Genomic DNA, 23,063 nt, shown 5'->3' with positions numbered 1-23,063 from the left:
GCCTCGTTCATTGCTGGGCCGCGTGGTGTCGATACAGCGCGATGATGGCGGAAAAATCCAGTCCGCCTTGGCCGTTCGCGCTCATGGTTTGATAAAGCTGCTGCGCGAGCGCGCCGAGGAAAATCGGCTGTTTGGCGCCGCGAGCCGCTTCGGCGGCGAGGCCCAGGTCTTTGAGCATGAGATCCGCGCCGAAGCCGCCCGTGTAGCCGCGCGACGCCGGCGCGGTCTCGACGATGCCGGGGTACGGGTTGTAAGTGTCCGAACTCCAGCAGCGGCCGGTCGACGTGTTGATGATCCCCGCCAATACCTTCGGATCGATGCCGAGCGCGGCGCCGAGCGACATCGCCTCCGCAACGCCCGTCATCGTAATGCCGAGCAGGAGATTGTTGCAGATTTTCGCGACTTGGCCCATGCCGGTGTCGCCGCATCGGACGATGTTCTTGCCCATCGCGCCGAGCACGGGTGCAATCTCGGCGAATAGCGTTTCGCTGGCGCCGACCATGAACGTCAGGGTGCCGGCGGCCGCGCCGCCGGTCCCGCCCGACACGGGGGCATCGACGAACGCGTTGCCGTGGGCGGCCGCCAGCTTGGCGAACGCTTGCGCGCTAGCCGGATCGATCGTGCTCGAATCGACGATCGTCACGCCGGGCGCGATGCCGGCCAGCACGCCTTGCTCGTCGGTCAGCACGCTGCGCACGTGCGCGGCGGCGGGCAGCATCGTCACGACGAGTTCGGCGTCGGCCGCCGCTTGCTTCGGCGAGGCGCACACCGCCGCGCCGGCTTGCGCGAGCGAGCGCAACGCGTCCTCGCTCAAATCGAACGCTTGCAGCGAATGACCGTTTTTCAGCAGGTTGCGCGCCATCGGCGCACCCATGTTGCCCAGCCCAACGAATCCAATCTTCATGGCGTGTCTCTCCGTGTGCGGTGCTCGGCCTTGCAGGTCAGCGCAGGTTGATCGTCGTATTCACGCCGCCGGCGGGCGCGTCGTCGAACCAGCGCGCCGTGACCGTCTTCGTTTGCGTGTAGAACTGGATCACTTGCTTGCCGTACGGGCCCAAATCGCCGAGTTTCGAGCCGCGCGAACCCGTGAAGCTGAAGATCGGCACGGGCACCGGGATCGGAATGTTGATGCCGACTTGGCCGACGTCGATCTCGCTTTGGAACTTGCGCGCCGCCGCGCCGCTTTGCGTGAATAGACCGACGCCGTTGCCGAAGGGATTGCGGTTCACGAGCGCGATGGCGTCGTCGAGCGTATCGACGGTCAGTACGACGAGCACCGGGCCGAAGATTTCGGTGCGGTAGATGGCCATCTCGGTCGTCACGCCGGAGAAGATCGTCGGGCCGATGAAGTTGCCGTTCTCGTATCCGGGCACTTGTACGCCGCGGCCGTCGAGCAAGAGCGTTGCCCCTTCCTCGACACCCTTGGCGATCAGCGACGACACCCGTTCCTTGGCCGCTTTCGATACGAGCGGGCCGACATCGGTGTTCGGTTCGGTACCGGCGTTGACGTTGAGCGTCTTCGCGCGCGCGACGAGATCGGGTAGCCACTCGCGCGCCTCGCCCACGAGGACCACGGCCGACGTGGCCATGCATCGCTGGCCCGCCGCGCCGAAGCCCGCGCCCGCGAGGGCATTGAGCGTTTGCTCGCGATTGGCGTCGGGCAGCACCACGGCGTGATTCTTCGCGCCCATCATCGATTGGACGCGCTTGCCGTGCTCGCTCGCGAGCGTATAGACATGCGTGCCGACGGCCGTCGAACCGACGAACGAAACGGCTTTGATGTGTTCGTGCGTGCACAGCGCATCGACGACCTCCTTGCCGCCGTGCACGACGTTGAGCACCCCGCGCGGCACACCGGCTTCGAGCGCGAGCTCGACCAGCGCCATCGTGGAGAGCGGGTCTTGCTCGGACGGTTTGAGCACGAACGTGTTGCCGCACACGATCGCCATCGGGAACATCCACAGCGGGATCATGGCGGGGAAGTTGAACGGCGTGATGCCCGCGCATACGCCGATCGGCTGCCGCAGGGTGTACGTATCGACGGCCGAGGCGACGTTTTCGGCGAACTCGCCGAGCTGCAACGTGCCGATCGACGCGGCGTGTTCGACCACTTCGAGCCCGCGGAAGATATCGCCTTCGGCATCGGGCAGCGTCTTGCCTTGCTCGGCGGTCAGGATCTTGGCGATACGCGGCATGTGCTCGCGTATCAGCGCCTGGTACTTGAGCATGATGCGCGCGCGTACGCCGATCGGCGTGGACTTCCACTGTGCGAATGCCGCATGCGCGGCGCCGACGGCCGCGTCGCCTTCAGCGCGCGTCGCGAACGGCACGCGCGCCAGTACTTCTTGCGTGGCGGGATTGACGATGTCGCGCCACTCGGTCGAGACGGATTCGACGAATTCTCCGTTGATCAGCAGCTTGACGGTCGGCCGGTTCGTGCCGGCGGCGGAGGGATGGCTCATCGATGGACTCCTGATCGGTTCGGTTCGTAAATCATCGTAGTTCGGGGAAGTCTTCTTCCCAATATTCGCCCGGCAGCCGCTCCGCCGCGTCGCCGCGCTCCATCTCGCGGCGGCGCAACTCGACACGGCGGATCTTGCCGGAAATCGTTTTCGGCAACTCATAGGCTTCGAGGCGCCGAATACGCTTGTACGTCGACAGACGTTCGCGCGAGAACGCGAAAATGCTACGAGCAAGCTCCGCGTCGAACGTATAGCCGTGGCGCAGCATCACGTAGGCTTTCGGCACCGAAAGCCGCAGCGGATCGGGACTCGGGACGACCGCCGCTTCGGCGACGGCCTCGTGTTCGATCAGCGCGCTTTCGAGCTCGAACGGGCTCAAGCGATAGTCGGATGACTTGAAGACATCGTCGGCCCGGCCGATGTAGACGTAATAGCCGTCGTCGCGGCGCATCGCGACGTCGGACGTGTGATAGCGGCCGTTGCGCATGATGTGCGCGGTCGCGTCGGCGTTATTGGCATAGCGCGTCATCAGCCCGAGCGGGCGGCGGCACGGCTCGCCGGCGCCGGCCGTATCGTCCGGCGTGCCGAGATTGCCGAGGGGCAATGCGATTTCCCCTTCGTCGGCGGGGTGCCCGTCGGGATCGACGAGCATCACGCGGTAGCCCGGCAGCGGACGCCCCATCGAGCCGGGCACGACGGGTTGTCCCGGCGAATTGCCGATCTGGCAAGTCGTCTCGGTTTGGCCGTAACCGTCGCGGATCGTGATGCCCCATGCCGCTTTGACGCGTTCGATGATCTCCGGATTGAGCGGCTCTCCCGCCCCGACGATTTCGCGCAGCGAGACGCGATACGACGCGAGCGGTTCCTGCACGAGCATGCGCCACGCGGTGGGCGGCGCGCACAGGGTCGTAACGCCGTGCTGCGTGAGCGTATCGAGTACGGTCTTGGCGTCGAAACGGGCATACGTCAAGACGAAGACGCAAGCCTGTGCATTCCACGGGGCAAAAAAGCAGCTCCAAGCGTGCTTGGCCCAACCGGGCGAGCTGATGTTCCAATGAACGTCGCCCGGTTGCAGTCCGATCCAGTACAGGGTGGACAAGTGACCGACCGGGGCGCTCTCGTGCGTGTGTTCGACGAGCTTCGGCTTGGAGGTCGTGCCCGAGGTGAAGTAGAGCAGCAGCGGATCGCGCGCGCGCGTGACGCCGAGCGGCTCGAAGGCGGGTGAGGCCGCATAGCCGTCTTCGAAGCGGCGCCAGCCGGCATGATCGTGCGCGCCTTCTGGCGCCCCGACCACCAGTTTGACGAGCGGCGCCTCGATGCCGGCAAACTTGCCGCATTCGGCCGTATCGACCACGGCGTACGTCGGCTGCCCGACCTCGATACGCTCGCGCAAATCCTCCGCCGAAAGCTGAGTCGTGGCCGGCATCACGACCGCGCCGAGCTTCATGGCGGCGAGCATCGTATCCCAGAGTTCCACGCGGTTCGGCAGCATCAGTAAGATGCGATCGCCGCGGCCCACGCCGAGCTCGCGTAGAAAGTTCGCGATACGCGCAGAATGCTCGGACATCTGAGCGAAAGAGCGCTTCGTTTGTTGCCCCGTGGCGGCGTCGACGAGCCACAAGGCGCACGCATCGTTGCCGCGGGCGATTTCGTCGAAATAGTCGAGGGCCCAATTGAAATCGTCCAGTTCGGGCCACGTGAAATGACGATAGGCGTGGTCGTAGTCCGTCCGATGGCGCAATAGGAAATCGCGCGCGGCCAGAAAGCGCTGTGATGCGTTCATCCTTGTCTCCCGTCGATCCAAGCAGGCGTTTGCGCGGATGCTTGGATCCCATGGCGCGCGTGGCCCGCGCAAGGTCGAATGGCCTTGCCGATGTTGCCCGCGCGTTTCCTCGTTGATGGATGCGGCTACGTCGATGCGACCGGCAAGGCGATTCTTTGGCCGCTTATGCCGATGTACTACTGCGTCGAAGTGTAGGCAGCGGCGGGGCCGCTTTCGATGCTCAAGACGCTCACATTGTATGAGCGCATTTGCCACCCCGTGGAGGCACGGGGCGTAGCGAGGGAGAGGGGGGGCGATGCGCGGTTCAGCGGATGCCGAGCCCGCGCAAGACGGCGGTGCCGTCCTCGGTCAACTGAAAGCGGGTGCCGCCCGATTCGATCTCGATAGGTTCGACGAGCCCGGCCTCTTGCAGCATGGGAATCTCGGGCTTGGCGGAGGCATCGATCGGCGCGTGCAGGAGCAGCAACAACGTGGCGATCTCGTGATGGCTGAGGATGCGCCGCAACATGGTGCGCGGCTTGCGCGGCGTAGGGTATTCGTTCGGGTCACTCATGGGGCCGGCCTCCATCGCGTCTGGCTGCGGGCAGATATTGGACATTGCGCCTTAAGAGATGCTTAAAAAGGCGGGTTGCCGGCCTAGGCGCCGGCGCGTCGCTCCGATACCGAGAAGATCGAGAGCCGTTGATATATAACGGGTTTTTGACGTTGCCGCATAATTGTGGCGACCCGGCAAGTAATGGGACGTTACAGTTTCGAAGGATGGGAACACCCCGAAGCCAATCGTGAAACACACGGTTCGACACGCTGGGCCGTCGTTACAGCCGTAGGTATCTGCCGTCTTTTTTGCAACTCTTGAATGTATTGGCCTGTGACCCGGCGTTGGCGATCGGATAGGCATGGAACGTAATCACCGGCCCGTCTTTTTCTTTCTGCCAGCCACCCTGCACGAGAATATCGGTTTCATCCTCCGTCCCGACGATCACTCGGCCGCAATCGAAGATGATATCGACGCCACCGACGTTATTCATGAATCGCTCCCATGGGACGGCGGCCGCAATGCGCTTACAGAGGGTGAGTTCGCTCTGGCCGTATAGACTGCCCAAAAAAACCGGCTTGTCGGTTGGCGTCTGCCCTGGCCAGTTCCCGAGATAGACGTGCTTGCGCTGATGGTAGTCGCAGTAGATCGGAACCGAGTCATCGTGAATGGCCACGAGAATGCCGAGCTTCCTATCGATGGTACCGATCGCGTCCAAGCGACGGACAGCCGCCGTCTTTAGCGCCATCGGCCTCCCCGGACCGTCGGGCGTGTATTCCAGATCGCAGCCATGTATCGGACAGTGCGGGTCCTTTGCTTGAAAATTCGGGTTCGCCGCCCTTGCATGGACCGGGCGCACACTAGGCGCGAACGCCCAAATATGACAGGTCGGAACGGGGCATATCCACTTGGCCATGTCGGAGAGGGAAATATGGAGTCGAATACTTGGATAGACGTGCACGGGCATTTTACGCCGTCCGATGACGGCGGCCGAAAGCGTAATCAGCTTGCACGACTGTATGTGGATACGGCGATGCCCGGCTCGATTCATACGATCGCTCCCGCGGTCGCTATGGCGGGCGTCGAGCATATCGTCTACGGCTCCGACTGCGGCGTGCCGTGCACGTGCTTCGAGGCGATGGAAGGCAACATGCGCGCGTTGCGCCTGTCGTCGGGACTGGATGCCGGACAAGTAGCGCGGATCGGCCGCAACGCCTTGAAGCTGTTTCCGGCAGCTTCAAGGAGAATCGAGGGCGGCGCGCCGCTCAGAGACTGCGCGCGATGACCATCCGCTGCACTTCGCTCGTACCTTCGTAAATCTGCGTGATCCGCGCATCGCGGTAGTGGCGCTCGACGGGGTAGTCCGCCAGGTAGCCGTAGCCCCCATGGATTTGAATCGCCTTCGAGCAGACGTCTTCGGCCACTTCCGACGCATAGAGCTTGGCCTGCGATGCCTCCGAAAGACACGGCATCCCCGCGCTGCGCAAACGCGCGGCGTGATGCACGAGCAGCCGCGCGGCGTTCAGGCGCGTCGTCATGTCGGCGAGCATGTTGGCGATCGACTGGTGCTCCTTGATCGCTTTGCCGAATTGGATTCGCTCGGTGGCATAGGTTTTGGCCGCGTCGAAGGCAGCCCGGGCAATGCCTACGGCCTGGGCGGCAATGCCGATGCGTCCGCCTTCCAGGTTCGACAAGGCGATCTTCAAGCCTTCTCCGCGCTCGCCAAGCAAGTTCTCTTCGGGCACGGCGCAGGCGTCGAGCGTGATCGGGCAGGTATCCGATGCTCGAATCCCGAGCTTGTGCTCCGGTCGCCCCACGATGAAACCGGGCGTATCCGTCGGCACGATGAAGGCGGAAATTCCGCGCTTGCCCAATTCGGGATCGGTGACGGCGAACACGATCGCAACGCCCGCACGTCCCCCGTTCGTCACGAATTGCTTGCTGCCGTTGATGACCCAACGCCCGCCTTCGAGCACGGCGCGCGTCTTCAAGTTGTTCGCTTCCGAGCCGGCATGCGGCTCGGTCAAGCAAAACGCGCCGATCGTCTTGCCCAGGGCAAGCTCGCCGAGCCAACGGGCTTGTTGTGCCGCGGTGCCGAATTTCAGGATCGGTCCGCAGCCCACGGAGTTGTGGACGCTCATCATCGTCGCGCATGACGCGCAGCCGGCGGCGATCTCCTCCAGCGCAAGCGCGTAGGCGGTGTAATCGGTATAGGTGCCGCCGAGTTCCGCGGGAACGATCATGCCGAGCAAGCCGAGCTCGCCCATCTGCCGGACGATGTGGGCCGGCAACGCACCCTCGCTGTCCCATTGGGCGGCATGCGGCGCGAGACATTCGGTCGCGAATTGCCGCGCGGTATCGCGGATCATCCGTTGTTCTTCGGTGTAGAACTCGTCCATGGCAGTGCAAGAAGCTACGAAAAAAAGGGAGAACGCGACAGGCGGCCGTCGCGCGCCGGCACGCGGGCCCGCTAGGACGCCGGCTTGGCGCCGGGACGGGCCGGCTTTACACTGTCGCGTTTGTGCGGCCGCTCGGGCGCGAACCCGCGGCCTGTGCGTTGGCGCGTTCATCGGGTAAGCCGCATACGCGTCGAAGTGTAGGCAGCCTCGCCGCGGCTTTCGATGCTCAGGCCGCTCAATCGGCGTGAGCGCATTTGCCACGGGGAGCCCCAGGCGCGCTTGGAACGATTCATGGACAAAGAAAAAGGGACCATCGCCGTTAGTCTCGTGGAGGAAGCGATACGCTGCGTCGAGCGCTGCGGCGTCGATCCCTCGCCGATGCTCGAACTCGCCGGCATCTCTTCCCAACTACTCGCCTCGCCGCAAGCGCGCGTTTCGTCGACGCAGTACGGCGCGCTCTGGAACGCGATCGGCCGAGGGCTCGACGACGAATTTTTCGGCCAAGATTCGCATCCGATGCGCAGCGGCAGCTTCATCGCGATGTGCCAGGCCGCGCTGACCGCGCGCGACGGTGCCCAGGCCATCGCCCGCGCCACGGGCTTCATGCGGCTCGTCCTCGACGACATCGTGGCCCACGTCGATATCTCGAGCGAATGCGTACGCCTCGTCTATCGTCTTCGCGAGGGCGTCGACGAAAAGCCGATGTTCGCCTACGCCACGCATTTCATCCTCGTGTACGGCCTCGTGTGCTGGCTCGTCGGGCGCCGCATTCCGGTCCGGGCCGCTCGCTTCGGTTGCGCCGAACCCGCCGCGGGGCACGAGTATCGCTCGATGTTTTGCGACGATCTTCGTTTCGAGCAAGGGCAGTCCTACGTCGAACTCGAGCCCACCTTCCTCGCGTTGCCCGTCGTTCAAACGCCGAAATCGTTGAAAACGTTTTTACGCAACGCCCCGGCAAGCTTTATCGTCAAGTACCGTAACCCCGATTCCTTGGCGGCGCGCGTACGGCGAGCGTTGCGGGCGCGTCCGATCCCCGATTGGCCCGCGGCCGATGTCCTGGCCGAAGAATTGCGCATTGCCGAGGCAACGATGCGTCGCAAGCTCAAGCGCGAGGGTGAAACCTATCAGTCGATCAAGGACGCGCTGCGCCGCGACATCGCGATCGCCGCGCTGCAAAGCGGCGAGGGAACGATCGCGGACATCGCCGTCGCCGTGGGGTTCGCCGAGCCGAGCGCCTTTCATCGGGCCTTCCGCAAATGGACCGGCGCGCGGCCGACCGATTACCGTCCGGCGAGCGCGGGAGCCACCTAGCGCGGACCATGACGAAACCGCCACCGGGCGGTCGGGGCAACGGCCGGCCGGAATGGGCGTTTGTATTTGCGTTTGCGATTCGTCGGTTGAATTTCCTACTATCTTGTAACGAAGCACCGAAATGCACGTTCGAGGCGCGAGGAAATGAACAACGCTGTCAAACAATTCAGCGGCAAGGCGTGGCGGTGGATCGGATGGGGCTGGCCTTTCATCGGGCTGCTCATGATCGTGACGGCGGGTATCGGCGCGGTTGGCACCGTCACGCTGTATAACAGCGAGGCCGAGGTGCAAAAGTCGAACGAGGTCTACGCCGATCTCGAGCGGCTGCTCTCGCTCGCGCGCGACGCCGAATCCGGGCAGCGAGGCTACGTCATTACGGGACGCGAAGACTACCTTCAGCCCTATGTCGATGCCGAGCCGCTGATCGGGGCGCAGCTCGATCGTCTCGAAGCGCTGTTGAAAGGGGACGCCCCGCAGGAGCAGCGGCTGGCCCAACTGAGCGCATTGCTCGACGAAAAGCGCAAGGAACTGCGCTCGGTCATCGACCTTCGGCGTGCGCGCGGGTTCGAGCCCGCGCAGGCGATCGTACTGAACGATACGGGCAAAAACTTCATGGATCGCGCACGGGCGCTCGTGCTTGCGATGGAGCATCAGGTGTCGGTGCAACTGGCCGCGCGCCAGTCGGTGGCGCGGCGCACGCGCGATTTGGCCGTCGTGGCGGGCCTTGCGTCCGGGGCGTTGACTGTCTTCCTGTGTCTGTCGTTCGGCTACCTGGCGCGGCGCATGTTTCAAGACGCCGCGAAATCGGCCAATACGTTGTTCGAACAGAAAGAGTTGCTGGAGGTAACGCTCTCGAGCATCGGCGACGGCGTGGTCGCCACCGATGTCGACGGGCGCATCGCCTTCTTCAACCGGGTGGCGCAGACACTGACCGGCTGGCGTGCCGAGGAGGTCATGAGGCGTCCTGTCGATGACATCTTGCGATTCGAGCGCAGCAGCGACAAGAGCCGCGCGGAGAACCCGGGCATCATGGCCATCCGCGAGCGGCGCGCCGTCGATCATTCGAGCGGTACGCTGCTGATCGGTCGAGACGGCAAGCGCACGCCCGTCAATGCGAACGGCGCACCGACCTTCGATTCGGCGGGGCAGCTAGTCGGGTCGGTCCTCGTCTTGCACGACGTCACCGAACGCGAGCGTGCCGAGGAGCGTTTCCGTGTGGCGGTGGAGGCGGCGCCGAACGCGATGATCATGGTCGACGACGCCGGCAAGATGACGCTCGTCAATACGCAAACGGAGCGGCTCTTCGGCTATAAGCGCGACGAGTTGCTCGGTCAGACGATCGAAATGCTCGTTCCCGAGCGTTTTCGCAGCGGTCACCTTGGCTTTCGCACGGCGTTCTATGCCAATCCGTCGGTAAGGCCGATGGGCTCGGGCCGCGATCTCTACGGTTTGCGGCAGGACGGCTCCGAGTTTCCGATCGAGATCGGTCTGAACCCGATCGAGACGTCCGAGGGGACCTTCGTCTTGAGTTCGATCGCGGACATCACCGAGCGCAAGCGCTCGGAGCGGCAACTTCGGCAGCGTACCGAGGAGCTCGCCCGGTCGAACCGCGATCTCGAGCAGTTCGCCTATGTTGCGTCGCACGATTTGCAAGAGCCGCTGCGCGCGGTGGCCGGACCATTGCAACTTTTGCAGCGTCGCTACGAAGGCAAGCTCGACGAGCGCGCCGATGAATTCATCGGTCACGCCGTGGACGGCGCCACGCGCATGCAGACGCTCATCGACGACTTGCTGAGCTATTCGCGTGTCGGCCGGCTCGAAGATCCGAAGCAGCCGGTGGAGGTCGGGCATGCGCTCGAGCTTGCTCTTCGCAATCTCGCGGTCATCATTCAAGAGACCCAGGCCGAGGTGACGCACGACCCGTTGCCCACGGTGCAGGCCATTCCGACGCAGTTGACATTGTTGTTTCAGAACCTCGTCGGCAACGGCATCAAGTTTCGGAAAAAGGACGGGCCGGTACGCATCCACGTGGGCGCGCAGCCGGCGGACGATGCCTGGCAGATCTCGGTTGCGGACAACGGCATCGGTATTGCGGAGCAATATTTCGAACGCATTTTCGTGATCTTCCAGCGGCTGCATACGCGCCGCGAGTACCCCGGAACGGGGCTCGGGCTCGCATTGTGCAAGCGTATCGTCGAGCACCACGGCGGGCGCATTTGGCTGGAGTCCAAACCGGACGAAGGCACGACGTTCTTCTTTACCATGCCGCGCGCGGCGGGTGCGGCAGCGGCTGGCTAATGCATCGTTCTTTGGAGTGTTGCTCATGCTATGCGATGACAGCGGTAAGCTCGTCCACATCCTTCTCGTCGAAGACAGCCCCACGGACGTCATGCTGACCCGAGAGGCGATGGAGCAATACAAGGTCCTCAATCCGCTCGATATCGTCGAGGACGGCGTGGACGCCATGGATTACCTAAAGGGGCGCGGCAAGTACGCCGACCGCGAGCCGGCGCGCCCGGGGCTCATCATTCTCGATCTGAACTTGCCGCGGATGAGCGGCCGCGAAGTGCTCTACGAGCTCAAGCAAGATCCGGAATTGCGCAACATTCCCGTCGTGGTGCTGACTACCTCGAAGTCGGAAGAGGACGTGGTGAAGTCGTACTGTCTGCATGCGAATTGCTACATCACCAAGCCCGTGGATTTTTCGAAATTCATCGACGTCGTGCGCAGCATCAGTGATTTCTGGTTCGGTGTCGTTACTCTGCCACCCGTGCGCTCTTGAATACACCTTCGTCCGTCAAGGTTTTGCTCGTTGAAGACAGTCCGACCGATGCGTTGATCATCGGCGAGGCACTGATCGATATCAGCGAGTTCGAGCACACGCTGACGCGTGCGGAGTCGCTCGGGGATGCGCTCGCGTTGGCTTGCGGCGCGCACTTCGACGTCGTGTTGCTCGACTTAGGGTTGCCCGATGGGAACGGTATCGATACGTTCCGGCGCTTTCGCCACATCGCACCCGATACGCCCGTGCTCGTGCTGACGGGCCTCGCCGATATCTCCGTCGGGCTCGTGGCGATCCAAGAGGGTGCGCAAGATTATGTGCTCAAGCGCGAGATTCAGGCCGCGTTGCTGAGCCGCGCAATACGTTATGCCATCGAGCGCAACCGCGCCCTGACCGCGCTCGCCGCGAGCGAGGAACGGTTCCAACTCGCGGTGAGCGGCGCGAGCGCCGGCCTGTGGGATTGGAATCTGCGTACGGGCGAAATGTATTTGTCGCCGCATTTCCGTGAAATCGTCGGGCATGACGAAGACGAATTGCCGAACGAAATGCGCGCGCATTACGACCTCGTTCATCCCGACGACCTCGAGCGCGTCATGCTCGCAATCAATGCGCATATCCAAGACAAGCATCCGTACGACGTCGAATATCGGGTTCGGACGCGCGCCGGGGAATACCGTTGGATTCAGTCGCGCGCGCAAGCGCTTTGGGATGCGTCCGGCAAAGCGTATCGGATGGTGGGCTGGATTTTGGATGTGACCGACCGGCGACGCGCCGACGAGGCGCTGCGCGAATCGGGTGAGGAATTGCAGCGCTTATCGGCGAATATCCAACACATTCGCGAAGAGGAGAAAACGCGGATCGCGCGCGAGCTGCACGACGATCTAGGGCAGTTGCTCACCGCGATGAAGATCGACATGGGACGGTTCGAGCGGACGATCGAAGGCAAAATCGACGAATCCGCCGGCGATGCGCTACGCAGTATCTATGGGCTCATCGACCAGCTCGTGGCCTCGGTGCGCCGCATCGCCGCCGATTTGCGCCCGGTGATGCTCGACGATCTCGGCCCGATTCCGGCGATCGATTGGTTCATTCACGAGTTCTCGGCGCGGCATGGGATCGCCGTCAACGCGCAGCTCGACATCAACGAGGTCGCGTTCAATCGCGACAGCGGCACCGAAGTATTTCGGATGGTGCAGGAAGCGTTGACCAACATCGCGCGTCATTCGGGCGCAAGCGAGGCCGAGGTCGAAATTGCACGCGAGGAGCCGTTTTGCATCGTCAAGATTCGCGATAACGGCCGTGGCGCGCTGCCCGATGCGCGGCGCAGCCGCAAGTCGTTCGGACTCCTCGGCATGCGCGAGCGGGCCGCTCGCCTCGGCGGTGAATTGAACGTCGCCACGGCGCCAGGGGAAGGTTTTTCGTTGACCGTGACGTTGCCGCTCACGGTGGTCGAGGCGCCTGATATCGACGATGCGGGAGTAGGGGCGGTCAGGCATTGACGAGCGACTAGGAACGAAGCGCCAACACGAGCACGGAAGTTGCTTTGCTCGTAGGTTAGGCACTTTCTACGGGTCTCGTCGATGACAGAAGCAAAGCTTTCCGGCCGGCGCCTCGCGCACCGTTTATCGGTAACCGCTTGCGCGGTGGTTTTCGCGACGTTCGGGTGTCCCGCACTCGCGTCCGGGGCAGGCGCCAGTGCCTCGGCCGGTTCGGAAGCGTCTGCCGCTTCGGCGGCGTCCGCAGCTTCGGCCGCCGAAGCCGCATCGGCCGCCTCCGCGGCGGTTGCGATTGCGGCGCATCAAGCCGCCGATCGCGCGGCGCACCTCGACCCGCGCGATGCGCTCAAACTCGGCAGCGAGTTCGACAGCGCGGTGACGAGGCGGTTGGCCGTACCGCCGGCCGACCAACTGGCCTATGGGCGCCGCTTGCAAGCCGCGTTGGCGGCAAAAGGGCTCGGCGCATTGTCCCGGCAATACGTCGTGCTCGTGGACCGCAATCCGAACGTGCAAGCGCTGTTCATCTATTTTCGAGGGGATCCGGGCGGGGCCTGGTCGCTCCTCGGCGCATCGCCCGTCTCGACCGGCTGGCCCGGTCAATACGATCATTTCGTGACGCCGATCGGCGTGTTCGAGCATACGCCGCAAAACATGGATTTCCGTGCCGAGGGCACGCTCAACGAAAACGGCATCCGTGGCTACGGCGCGCGCGACTCGCGAATCTTCGATTTCGGCTGGAACGACGCCGAGCGCGGGTGGGGCAAGGGCGGCATTTCCTCCATGCGCTTGCAGATGCATGCAACCGACCCGGACAAGCTCGAACCGTTGCTCGGTATTCGCCACTCGAAGGGATGCGTGCGGATACCCGGTTCGCTCGACCGCTTTTTGGACCATTTCGGCGTGCTCGACGCCGATTACCAAGCGATGGCGGACGCCGGCCTCTCATTGTGGGTGCTGCATCCCGATCGCGCGGTGACGCCATGGGCCGGCCGCTACCTGGTCGTCGTGGACTCGGGCGCGAGTACGCGGCCGGCATGGTCGCCGCAGCCGAAGCCGGAGGTGCGAGCGCGGGTGCCGGAGGGTGCCGATACGGCCGATTGATCCGCGCCCGTTCGCGCGCTTCTCATCGAACAAGCCAGACGACGCCGGCGCCGAGCAGCGCGCCCGTCATGACGCACGCCCAAAGCAAGCGCCGCGTCAGACGTTGCTCACGACTCAGTTGCGCGGCCCATAGCGCCGTATCGGGCCGCTCGTGCTCGCTGAAGTGCGCTTGCAGCCGATGCACGAAGAGATTGGGCAGACGCGGCATGGCCGACAGATGCGGCAGCTCGCGCGCGAGCCGCTTGATCCAGCCGCGGTGGCCGATATCCTCGCGAGCGAGTCCCTTGAGCGCGCCTTTGACGACCTGCCACGTGTCGAGTCCCGGCGCCAGCGCGCGGGCGAGCGATTCCGCGCGCGCAAGTGCTTGATGGGCCAACCCGAGCGCGGGGGAGACTCCGCCGTCGAACGCCTCGACCGCGCCGAGTAGATGCCCCAATAGCGCGGCGGGCGAGCGATCGGCGCCGCGCGCCGCGAAATGCGGCTCGGCGCGTGTCCGCAATTCCGCGCCGAGCATTTCGTCGCGCGTGCCCGGCGCGACGTGGCCGGCTTCGCGATGCATCGCGGCGAGCCGTCCATATTCCTGCTCGAACAGAGCCGTCGCCCCGTGAACGAAAAATTCGCGCTCGGACTCGGTGAGCGTCGCCATGATCTTGCCCTCGCCGAACACGAGCCTGCCCAAGCTGCGCGCCTCGACGCTGACCCGCAGGCGCTGCGCATCGAGCGCGGCATGAAAGAAGCCATGCGCGAACGCCTGTTCGACGACGATCTGCACGATGCGCTCGGCCAACGCTTCGAGATCGACGCCGCTCGCCCGTAGGGAATCAAGGTCGGTGATCGCGACGGACTCGATCCGCTCGATGACGAGGACGTCGTCGTTACTGAGCGCCCAAACGACTTCGGGCACCACGACGCGTTCGTCGTCTTCGAGATGCCGGCCTGTTTGCGAGAGGTTCGCCGCTTCCGTGCGCAAATCGAAGCGGCGCTGAACTTCGGCGGCGAACGATTGGGCAAGGGCGTGCAATTGGAGTTCTCGCGCTCTGGGAGAGAAGCGCTCGAGCAGCCGCGCCGCCCAGCCGAGTACGGCGATATCGTCGCCAAGGCGCTCCACTTCCCGGACGCGCAGCAGCTTGATCGCCGTTCTGTCGAAGCCGCCGTCGGCTCTGCCGGCGCTTTCCGTGTTTCGGAGTCGGCCTGCATGGACTTGCTCCGCGATTCCGCTTTCGAAAGCCATCGGATCGATCGAGGCAAATACGGCATCGGGCGCGTGTCCCATCGCTTGTTCGAGCGCGGCGGCCACCTCGCCGGGCGGAAGCGGCCGCGTGAGCGCCGTTTCGATATCGGCAAGCCGAGCGAGCGCATCGTGAATCGAGCGTTCCGCGGTTTCGGGATCGGAGAGCGCGTGCACCGCAAACGCGCTGACGAGCGGGCCCAGCAGCGGGAGCGCCGTATGCAACATCTGCCGTGAGCGCGGCGTTTCGTGCAAGCGCCGCGCGAGGTGCGCGAACCAACGCAGCCGTTGCCCGCGCGGCGCCGCCGACCATAACAGCTTTGCGCCGTAGCGCAGTAGACAAGCCAGGAGAACCAGTCGTCGAAACGTTGTGCGCATGGGCGAGGGCTTGGCGAAAGGAAGGAGGGATGCCAGCGAGAAGAATGCCACGTCCGGCGCATCGGCGAACGCACGCGTTGACTGTCGCCGCGCTTATCGGCTGCGGCACCGCACAATCGGAAAAAACCAACCGACCCTAAAGTTATGCGCCACATTGCCGTAAAGGGGACATCGGCCCGACCGCGCTACCCGCAACGAGTACGCGAGCGTCTCGCTCGTCGTGACGGGACGCCTGCCGTTGTTGTCATCCATGAGAGAGTCAACGATGTCGCATCCTGCGTTTTTTAATCGACTGTTCCCGCAAAGCGTGGCGATCGATCTCGGCACGGCGAATACCCTCATTTACACGCGCGGCGAGGGCATCTTGCTCAATCAGCCGTCGGTGGTCTGTTTCCAAAAATCGGCCGAGGCGGGCAGGAGCAAGGTCACGGCGGTCGGCGATCAAGCGAAGCAACTGATCGGGCGCTCACCCGGTAACGTCGAGACCGTGCGGCCGATGCGGCACGGCGTCATCGCCAATTTCTCCGCCGCCGAGCACATGTTTCGCGAATTCGTCGATATGGCCCGGTTGCGCTCGCTCTTCGGGCGCCGGGCGGAATTCACCATCTGCGTGCCGTCCAGCGCGACCGCCGTCGAGCGGCGCGCGATCCGCGAGGCGGCGATCGCCGCGGGGGCGTCCAAAGTGACGCTGATCGGCGAATCGCTCGCGGCGGCGGTCGGGGCGGGCTTGCCCGTCGCGGAAGCGCGCGGCTCGATGGTCGTCGATATCGGCGGCGGGACGACCGAAGTCGGCATCGTCTCCCTGGGCGGAATCGCTTATCAAACGTCGGTGCGTGTCGGCGGCGATCAATTCGATGCCGCGATCATCGGGCACGTTCGCAATACCTATGGCGTCATCATCGGCGATCAGACGGCCGAACTCGTCAAGAAAACCATCGGCACGGCGACGTCTAACGTACCGCGTCAATGCATGCGCGCCGTTGGCCGCAGCCTGAGCGACGGGCTGCCCCGCACGATCGAGTTGTCGAACTATGACGTTGCCGAGGCGCTGGCCGTGCCGCTGAAGGTCGTCATCGGGGCGGTGAAGAACGCACTCGAGAATGCGCCGCCCGAACTCGTGACCGATATCGCCGATACGGGGATCGTGTTGACGGGTGGCGGTGCGCTGCTGGCCAATCTCGACCGGCGGCTGGCCGAAGTGACGGGGCTCGAGGTGCGCGTCGCGAACGAGCCCTTGACCTGCGCGGTGCGCGGCGCCGGCGCGGCAGCCGATTGCGTCGACTCCGCATCATTTCTTCAATAACGCCCGGCGCAACGCCGGGCCTGCCTTCCCAAGCGAAAAACGCTCGCCACGGCACGGTGTTACCATCGCCGTTTGCCTATTCGCGTCAGTGGGCGCGTGCCTCGCCATGCCTTCCATCAGTCAACTCAACGTCTATCCCATCAAGTCGTGCGCGGGTATTTCGCGCGATGCCGTCCGTTTGACCGCGCACGGCCTCGAATACGACCGCGATTGGATGGTGGTGGACGCGCAAGGGCGGTTCGTCACGCAGCGCACCCACCCGCGCATGGCGCTGATTCAGCCTGCGTTGAACGACGATCGGCTCGAGGTGCTGGCGCCGGGGATGACCACGCTCACTCTCGCGCTCGACGCCGCCGCCTTGGCCGGCGCACCGGCGCTGGCCGTGACGGTCTGGAGCGACACCGTGACGGCGCTCGACGCGGGCGACGATGCCGCGCGCTGGTTCTCCGATTTCCTCGGCGCGCCGCTGCGGCTGGTGCGGTTCAGCCCCGCGGTGGAGCGCGCCGCGAGCCGCAAGTGGACGGGCGATCTCACCGCGGACGTGCATTTCGCCGACGGTTATCCGCTGCTCGTGATCGGCGAAGCGTCGCTGGCGGATTTGAATGCGCGCCTGAGCGCCAAGGGGGTCGATTCGATCCCGATGAACCGGTTCCGGCCGAACCTGGTGCTGGCCGGCATCGATGCTTACGAAGAGGATTACACGGACACGCTCGGCATCGAGGCCGCGGGCGGCAGCGTGCGGCTGCGCCTCGTCAAACCGTGCCCGCGTTGTCCGATTCCCACGATCGATCAAGCAAGTGGCGAGCGCGATCCGCGTTGGCCGAACGAGCCGACGGATACGATGAGCCTTTATCGAAGCGACAGCCGCGTGGACGGCGCGATCACGTTCGGGCAAAACGCGATCGTCGCCGCCGGGGCCGGTGCGACGCTGGCCGTCGGGCATGCGGTCGAGGCCGAACTGCGGTTCGACGCATGAGCCGAGCCTCATCGATGCCGGCCCGGTCGGGTGCGATCGGGCGCGCGGCCGTCGTTCCCGACGATGAAGTGCGTTTCGTGGCGCTCGATGGCGGGTTACGAATGCCTTACGTCGAGCGCGGCGACGGGCCGCTCGTGCTATTCGTGCACGGCTCGCTTTGCGATTACCGGTACTGGCAGCCGCAACTCGCGGGGCTCGCGGCGCGCTACCGTTGCGTGGCGGTGAGCCTGACGCACTACTGGCCCGCCACCGCGTTGCCGAGCACGGTGCCCTTCAGCTGGAGCCACCATGCCGACGAGCTTGCCGAGTTCTTGGAACGGCTTGGCGGCGGTCCGGCTCACGTCGTCGCGCATTCGCGCGGCGGAGCGGTCGCATTCCAATTCACCGTGCGCCATCCGCAGCATGTGCGCACGTTGACGCTCGCCGATCCGGGCGGCCCGCTGTGGGCGCCCGGCCAGCCCCAGGCCGTGCTTCCCGATACCGTGAACCCGCTTCGCGCGCGGGCTGAGCACTTGGTGGAGCAAGGGAAACTCGAGGCGGGATTGGAACTGTTCGTCGATTCGGTGAGCCGCGTCGGCTCGTGGGCGAAGAGCCCTCCCGCTTTCCGTGCCATGGCGCTCGATAACGCGCTGACGTTGCCCCTGCAGTTCCAAGATCCGTTGCCCGCCTATACGCGCGAGGCCGCATGGAGCTTACGATGCCCTTCCATGTTGATCGACGGAGAAAAGAGCCCGGGGCTGTTTCGACGCAACGTGAGTATGCTCGAAGGCTGGTTGCCCGACGTGAGGCGGCACACGATCCGCGGGGCATCGCATGGGATGAATCTTGCGCATCCGAGCGCGTTCAATCGTCACATCGACGAGTTCATCCGCGAGAGCGAGTAACGCGATCGACGGGCATCGCATTTGCGCCGATGCAGGCACCATAGGCACGAAGCGAGCCGAAGCGGTACAGTGGCGAAGCGCCAACTCCAACCGACCGGAGCAAGACGATGCTCGATACCGACGCAACCGACGCAACCGACGCACTGACCGATATCCCCACGCAAACCGGCGCGCCGTTGCACGCCGACCCCGACGGCGCGTTCATCGCGCCCGAGCATCCCTACATCGCGCGCACCAGCCAATACGTGCTGAAATCGGGCGATACGTTCGTCGTCAACGATCCGCTGGGCGACATCAACGGGCTCGACGACGGCCTGTTTGTCAACGACACGCGGATGCTGTCGCAATTGCGTTTGACGTTCGGCGGGCGCGCGCCCTCGTTGCTCTCGGGGAACGTCAGCAGCGACAACACATCGTTTACAGCGCATTTGACGAACCGTCCGTTGCCGCCGATGGGTGGGGAGGGCACGCCCGAGGGCGTCATTCACGTCGAGCGGCTGCGTGTGCTGTGCGGCACGGTGCTATACGAAGCGATTACGTTGACGAACTACGGCTTCAGCGATGCGGTCGTGCCGTTGTCGATTTCGTTCGCCAGCGATTTCAAAGACATGTTCGAAGTGCGCGGCTTGAAGCGCACGCGGCACGGCTCGCTCGAGCCGGCGCAAGTCGGGCGCGACGACGTGAAGTTGGTCTACGTCGGCCTGGACCACGTGCGCCGCACTGTCGGCATCGCCTTCGCGCCCGCGCCCGATTACCTTTTCGAGGATCGGGCCGACTACACGGTGCAACTCCCGGCCCATGCCTGCGTATCGATCTACTTGTCCGTGGCCGCGCACACGCAAACGCTCGCCGGCGCGGACGGTGTCGAACCGGCCAGCGCCCAAGTCGCGCAACCGCCCCATAGCGCGCGCCCCGCCCATTTCACGCAAATCGATGCGGTACCGCCACGCGTGGGACGCGCCGCGGTGCGGGCGGCGCTGGCCAATTCGCACTTGTCGATGCGCGAACGCCGCCAGAGTACCGCGCGGCTTCGCTCGAGCAATCCGCTGTTCAACGCATGGCTCGATCGCTCGTTCGCCGATCTCAGTTTGCTGACGACGGATCTGCCCACGGGCCCGTATCCGTACGCCGGTATCCCTTGGTTTTCGACGCCGTTCGGGCGCGATGCCGTCGTGACGTCGCTGCAAACCCTGTGGTTGCAGCCTTGGCTCGCACGCGGCGTGCTGCGCTTTCTCGCCGAGCACCAAGCACGCGAAGATTCGAAGTTCCGTGACGCGGCCACGGGCAAGATCATGCACGAGATGCGCAAGAGCGAGATGGCCGCGACGGGCGAGGTGCCGTTCGCGCTGTATTACGGCGGTGTGGACACCACGCCGCTGTTCATCGTGCTGGCGGGCGCCTACGCCGCGCGCACGGGCGACCAGGCGCTGATCGCCGAATTGTGGCCGGCGCTGGAGCGGGCAGCGCAGTGGGTGGCGAGAGTGTGCGACAAGAATCGTCATGGGCTCGTCGATTACCGGTGCGAGTCGGATCGCGGTCTCGCGAACCAGGGCTGGAAGGACAGCCACGATTCGGTGTTTCATGCCGACGGGCGCTTCCCGGAAGGCCCGATCGCGCTCGTGGAAGTGCAGGCTTACGCGTGCGCGGCATTCGACACGATGGCGCAGTTCGCGGCCCAGCGTGGCTTGACCGAGGACGCCGCGCGCTATGCGGCGCGATCGACCGCGCTCAGAGAGCGTGTCGAAGCGTTGTACTGGATGCCCGAGGCCGATTTTTACGGCATCGCGCTCGACGGACACGGAGAGCTGTGCCGCGTGCTGGCATCGAACGCCGGTCACTTGCTCGCGTTCGGACTGCCTACTCGGGCGCGCGGCGAGGCCGTCGCGCGGCATCTGCAATCGACGCTGTTTCATACGGGATGGGGTGTGCGTACCCTGGCGGCCGGCCAGGCGCGCTTCAATCCGATGGCCTACCACAACGGCTCGGTCTGGCCGCACGACAACGCGCTGTGCGCGCGCGGGCTGGCGCGCTATGGCAACAAGCAAGCCGCCGTGCACTTGCTGCAGGCGCTGTTCGAAGCCGCGGTCAGTTTCGACATGCGGCTACCGGAGCTGTTTTGCGGATTGGGGCGCCGCCGCGGCGAGCCGCCCACGGCGTATCCAGTCGCTTGCTTGCCGCAGGCGTGGGCCGCGGGCGCGCCGTTCATGATGCTCGAAGCATGTCTCGGCGTGACGGTCGATGCCGAGCGCGGCGAAGTGCGGATCGATCAGCCCGCCTTGCCGGAGGGTATCGATTGGCTCGAAGTGCGCAATTTGCGGGTGGGCGAGGGCACCGTCTCGATTACGTTCCGGCGCGTCGGCGAAAAGGTGGTGCCGTCAACCGATGGCGGCAACGTGCGCGTCGTGGCGATGCTGTGATGGCGCCGGCCCGGGCGCTGCCCGGGCAGCAACACCAACGTTCACGAGGGTCGAGCCTGCGCGGCGCTCACGCTTCGAGGGCGAGCAAGGCGAACGTCGCGAGCCAATGCTCGCCCATGTAGTCGCCTGCCACGTGCGGCAGCGCCGCGTTCAGGTGCGTCTCGGCGGCGTCTTCGAGTAACGCCTTACGCACGTCGCCATCGGGCAGGGCCCTCGCGAGCGAGCGCTGGCACCAGGCTCGGCTCAGGTTGAGCCCGTCGAGATGGGCGATCTTGCCGTCGGTGCGGTCGGTCACCACGGCCGGGCTGAAGAGCGTGGCGGGTTCTTGTTGTGCCAGGCGAGGCAAAAACCGTTCGAACCAGATGCTGAAGGCGTCGTGCGGCAGCACGCGTCGCATCAATTCCGCTTCCATCAGCGCAGGCGATAGAAATTCGTCGCCGCCGGGTTCCCATGCCTGGCAGTCCATATCGCGCTTGTACCAGCGCCAGGCCGTTTCCTCGATGAGCGCTTCCAGCTTGGCGCGCTCGGTCGCTTGAGCGAAGTCCAGCGCCAGCGCGAGCGCGAATGCCGTATTGAAGTGCGTGCCGACGCGCAACGGATAGGTCGCCTTCGGCAGGAATTCAGTGAATCGATCGACGAAGGCATCGGTCAGCGGGGCCAGCGCCGACGCCCAGCGCGCGGCTTCGGGCGAGCGCATCGCATCCAATTGACCGGCCAGCGCGAGCAGCCAGGCCCAGCCGTAGGGCCGCTCGAAGCCACGATTGTGAGGAAGGCTCAAATAAGCGAGCTCGCCCGCGACCTTCGCATCGGTGAAGTGCGCATTGACGACGTCGCGGATCTGCTGCGCTTGCGGCAGCTCCGGGTATCGATCGAGCAGCCGCAGCAGCAGCCAGTACCCGTGGACGCAGGAATGCCAGTCGTAGCTGCCGTAAAAGATCGGGTGCAATTCGCGCGGCGAGCGAACGTCTTGCGGGCCGGCGAGCGAATGCGTCAGCTTGTTCGGGTATTCGCGGGTCAGATGGGATAACGCCAAGTCGGCGAACTTCGAGGCGAGCGCAGGCGTAAGACGGGTAGTCATCGAAGGGGCAAAAGATGAGGAACCCACACGATAGTCGTGCCATCCGTATTGGGCAAGTGCGCCGATGCGGTCAATCGTCTGCTCGATCGCGCTTCGACTTGCGCTTCTCGGCGGAGGCGGGCGGCGGTCCGTTGGCCGCGCTCGCCTCGTAGCGCCGCATCGCTTCGCCGAGGTCGTCCTTGAGTTGGACCAGGGCCGAAATGGCGGGAGCCGGCGGTTGCAGCGCCGTCCATAAAACGTCCACGAGACGGTCGGCGGTGACATCGATGTCCGGACTGCGATGGCCCAACGCCGCGTCCCAAAGCACATGCTCGAGCGGGCCGAACACCATCGAGCGCATCAAGCGCAACGGCAAATCGGTGCGGATCTGCCCCGCTTGCTGGGCCTGAGCGAGCACGCGCATGAGCGGCGCCGTGTAGCGGCGCTGCAAGGAAGTCAACTCGGCACTGAGTTCATGATGTTTGGCCCGCCCTTCCGATAAAACCAGCGAGCACATGCCGGTACCGTGCACCAGCATCAGTCGAAGATGGGTTCGTACGATGAAGGCGAACTGCTGACGCGCCGTGCCCTCGCGCGGCAGGCCCGTTTCGATCGCGGCGATGATTTCGTCGTACCAGTCGGCGATGACGCGCGCGCAAAGCTCACGCTTGCCGCGGAAGTAACTGAATACGGTTGCCTCCGAGACGCCGAGCCGCTGTGCGATTTCGGCGGTGGTCGCACGTTCGTAACCTTTTTCGGAAAACACCTCGCGGCCCGCCTGAAGGATGTCCTTCACGCGTTGCTGGGATTTGCGTCCGGCCGGCTGACGCCTGGCGCCGCCCGCTTCGGGCTTCGTTTCTTCCCCGGTCTGAGTCGTATTCAAGTTCGTCGCGCTCGCTCGATTGCCGGGGCCGATATTAGCACCGCAGGCCCAGATCCACGCGGCGCCGC

General features: G+C 64.7%; 19 protein-coding genes. 10 read left to right on the top strand and 9 right to left on the bottom strand.

Annotated features, from left to right (window positions below):
- Nucleotides 1-7: 7 nt before the first annotated feature.
- The 5 genes from mmsB to C0Z18_RS05715 form a co-directional block, all read right to left on the bottom strand.
- Nucleotides 8-904, bottom strand: a complete 897-nt coding sequence (gene mmsB, locus C0Z18_RS05735) for a 3-hydroxyisobutyrate dehydrogenase (RefSeq protein WP_102644421.1) — start codon at nucleotides 902-904, stop codon at nucleotides 8-10.
- Nucleotides 905-941: 37 nt separating this feature from the next.
- Entirely contained in the window at nucleotides 942-2,462 is a 1,521-nt protein-coding gene (locus C0Z18_RS05730) for a CoA-acylating methylmalonate-semialdehyde dehydrogenase (protein WP_102644420.1), read from the bottom strand.
- Nucleotides 2,463-2,493: 31 nt separating this feature from the next.
- The gene (locus tag C0Z18_RS05725; RefSeq protein ID WP_102644419.1) at nucleotides 2,494-4,245 is read right to left on the bottom strand and encodes an AMP-binding protein; all 1,752 of its coding nucleotides are present in this window, start codon (nucleotides 4,243-4,245) and stop codon (nucleotides 2,494-2,496) included.
- 304 nt (nucleotides 4,246-4,549) lie between these two features.
- A complete protein-coding gene (locus C0Z18_RS05720; protein ID WP_102644581.1) occupies nucleotides 4,550-4,798 on the bottom strand; it encodes a hypothetical protein in 249 nt (82 codons plus the stop codon).
- Between the two features lie 262 nt (nucleotides 4,799-5,060).
- Complete coding sequence (locus C0Z18_RS05715) at nucleotides 5,061-5,528, bottom strand: hypothetical protein (RefSeq protein ID WP_102644418.1); 468 nt, start codon at nucleotides 5,526-5,528, stop codon at nucleotides 5,061-5,063.
- Nucleotides 5,529-5,711: 183 nt separating this feature from the next.
- Here C0Z18_RS05715 and C0Z18_RS05710 point away from each other — a divergent pair, with 183 nt between their 5' ends.
- Nucleotides 5,712-6,065 carry an amidohydrolase family protein gene (locus C0Z18_RS05710; protein ID WP_199189398.1) on the top strand — a complete coding sequence of 118 codons (354 nt, stop codon included), beginning with the start codon at nucleotides 5,712-5,714 and terminating at the stop codon, nucleotides 6,063-6,065.
- Here the strand turns inward: C0Z18_RS05710 and C0Z18_RS05705 are convergent.
- Complete coding sequence (locus tag C0Z18_RS05705; RefSeq protein ID WP_102644417.1) at nucleotides 6,046-7,179, bottom strand: acyl-CoA dehydrogenase; 1,134 nt, start codon at nucleotides 7,177-7,179, stop codon at nucleotides 6,046-6,048. The genes C0Z18_RS05710 and C0Z18_RS05705 overlap by 20 nt on opposite strands.
- Before the next feature lie 291 nt (nucleotides 7,180-7,470).
- Between C0Z18_RS05705 and C0Z18_RS05700 the strand changes: the two genes are divergently transcribed.
- The 5 genes from C0Z18_RS05700 (at nucleotide 7,471) to C0Z18_RS05680 (ending at nucleotide 13,869) form a co-directional block, all read left to right on the top strand.
- A complete protein-coding gene (locus C0Z18_RS05700) occupies nucleotides 7,471-8,490 on the top strand; it encodes an AraC family transcriptional regulator (protein ID WP_102644416.1) in 1,020 nt (339 codons plus the stop codon).
- Between the two features lie 144 nt (nucleotides 8,491-8,634).
- Nucleotides 8,635-10,788, top strand: coding sequence for a sensor histidine kinase (locus C0Z18_RS05695; protein WP_102644415.1), 2,154 nt, complete (start codon nucleotides 8,635-8,637; stop codon nucleotides 10,786-10,788).
- A gap of 25 nt (nucleotides 10,789-10,813) precedes the next feature.
- Complete coding sequence (locus C0Z18_RS05690) at nucleotides 10,814-11,272, top strand: response regulator (protein WP_102644414.1); 459 nt, start codon at nucleotides 10,814-10,816, stop codon at nucleotides 11,270-11,272.
- A complete protein-coding gene (locus tag C0Z18_RS05685) occupies nucleotides 11,269-12,771 on the top strand; it encodes a PAS domain-containing protein (protein WP_102644413.1) in 1,503 nt (500 codons plus the stop codon). Before C0Z18_RS05690 ends, C0Z18_RS05685 begins: the two co-directional genes overlap by 4 nt.
- An 81-nt stretch (nucleotides 12,772-12,852) precedes the next feature.
- Nucleotides 12,853-13,869 (top strand): hypothetical protein, encoded by a 1,017-nt coding sequence (locus tag C0Z18_RS05680; RefSeq protein ID WP_102644412.1) that lies wholly within the window; start codon nucleotides 12,853-12,855, stop codon nucleotides 13,867-13,869.
- Nucleotides 13,870-13,891: 22 nt separating this feature from the next.
- On the opposite strand, the gene C0Z18_RS05675 is transcribed toward C0Z18_RS05680, so the two are convergent.
- Entirely contained in the window at nucleotides 13,892-15,475 is a 1,584-nt protein-coding gene (locus tag C0Z18_RS05675; protein WP_102644411.1) for an ABC1 kinase family protein, read from the bottom strand.
- A gap of 250 nt (nucleotides 15,476-15,725) precedes the next feature.
- On the opposite strand from C0Z18_RS05675, the gene mreB reads away from it, so the two are divergent.
- The 4 genes from mreB (at nucleotide 15,726) to C0Z18_RS05655 (ending at nucleotide 21,055) form a co-directional block, all read left to right on the top strand.
- Entirely contained in the window at nucleotides 15,726-16,778 is a 1,053-nt protein-coding gene (mreB, locus tag C0Z18_RS05670; protein WP_102644410.1) for a rod shape-determining protein, read from the top strand.
- 106 nt (nucleotides 16,779-16,884) lie between these two features.
- Nucleotides 16,885-17,754 (top strand): MOSC domain-containing protein, encoded by an 870-nt coding sequence (locus C0Z18_RS05665; RefSeq protein WP_102644409.1) that lies wholly within the window; start codon nucleotides 16,885-16,887, stop codon nucleotides 17,752-17,754.
- A 101-nt stretch (nucleotides 17,755-17,855) separates the two neighbouring features.
- A complete protein-coding gene (locus C0Z18_RS05660) occupies nucleotides 17,856-18,638 on the top strand; it encodes an alpha/beta fold hydrolase (RefSeq protein ID WP_102644579.1) in 783 nt (260 codons plus the stop codon).
- A gap of 107 nt (nucleotides 18,639-18,745) precedes the next feature.
- Nucleotides 18,746-21,055, top strand: coding sequence for an amylo-alpha-1,6-glucosidase (locus tag C0Z18_RS05655; protein WP_102644408.1), 2,310 nt, complete (start codon nucleotides 18,746-18,748; stop codon nucleotides 21,053-21,055).
- Nucleotides 21,056-21,122: 67 nt separating this feature from the next.
- Here C0Z18_RS05655 and C0Z18_RS05650 read toward each other — a convergent pair whose 3' ends face one another.
- Nucleotides 21,123-22,133, bottom strand: coding sequence for a DUF2891 domain-containing protein (locus tag C0Z18_RS05650; protein WP_102644407.1), 1,011 nt, complete (start codon nucleotides 22,131-22,133; stop codon nucleotides 21,123-21,125).
- 70 nt (nucleotides 22,134-22,203) lie between these two features.
- Complete coding sequence (locus tag C0Z18_RS05645) at nucleotides 22,204-22,995, bottom strand: TetR/AcrR family transcriptional regulator (RefSeq protein ID WP_102644406.1); 792 nt, start codon at nucleotides 22,993-22,995, stop codon at nucleotides 22,204-22,206.
- Between the last annotated feature and the right edge of the window lie 68 nt (nucleotides 22,996-23,063).

Origin of the sequence: Trinickia dabaoshanensis (genome assembly GCF_002879885.1) — a bacterium.
GTDB classification, from domain to species: domain Bacteria; phylum Pseudomonadota; class Gammaproteobacteria; order Burkholderiales; family Burkholderiaceae; genus Trinickia; species Trinickia dabaoshanensis.
Note: the sequence above shows the minus strand (reverse complement) of the source record. Positions and strands in the feature narration are given on the sequence as shown.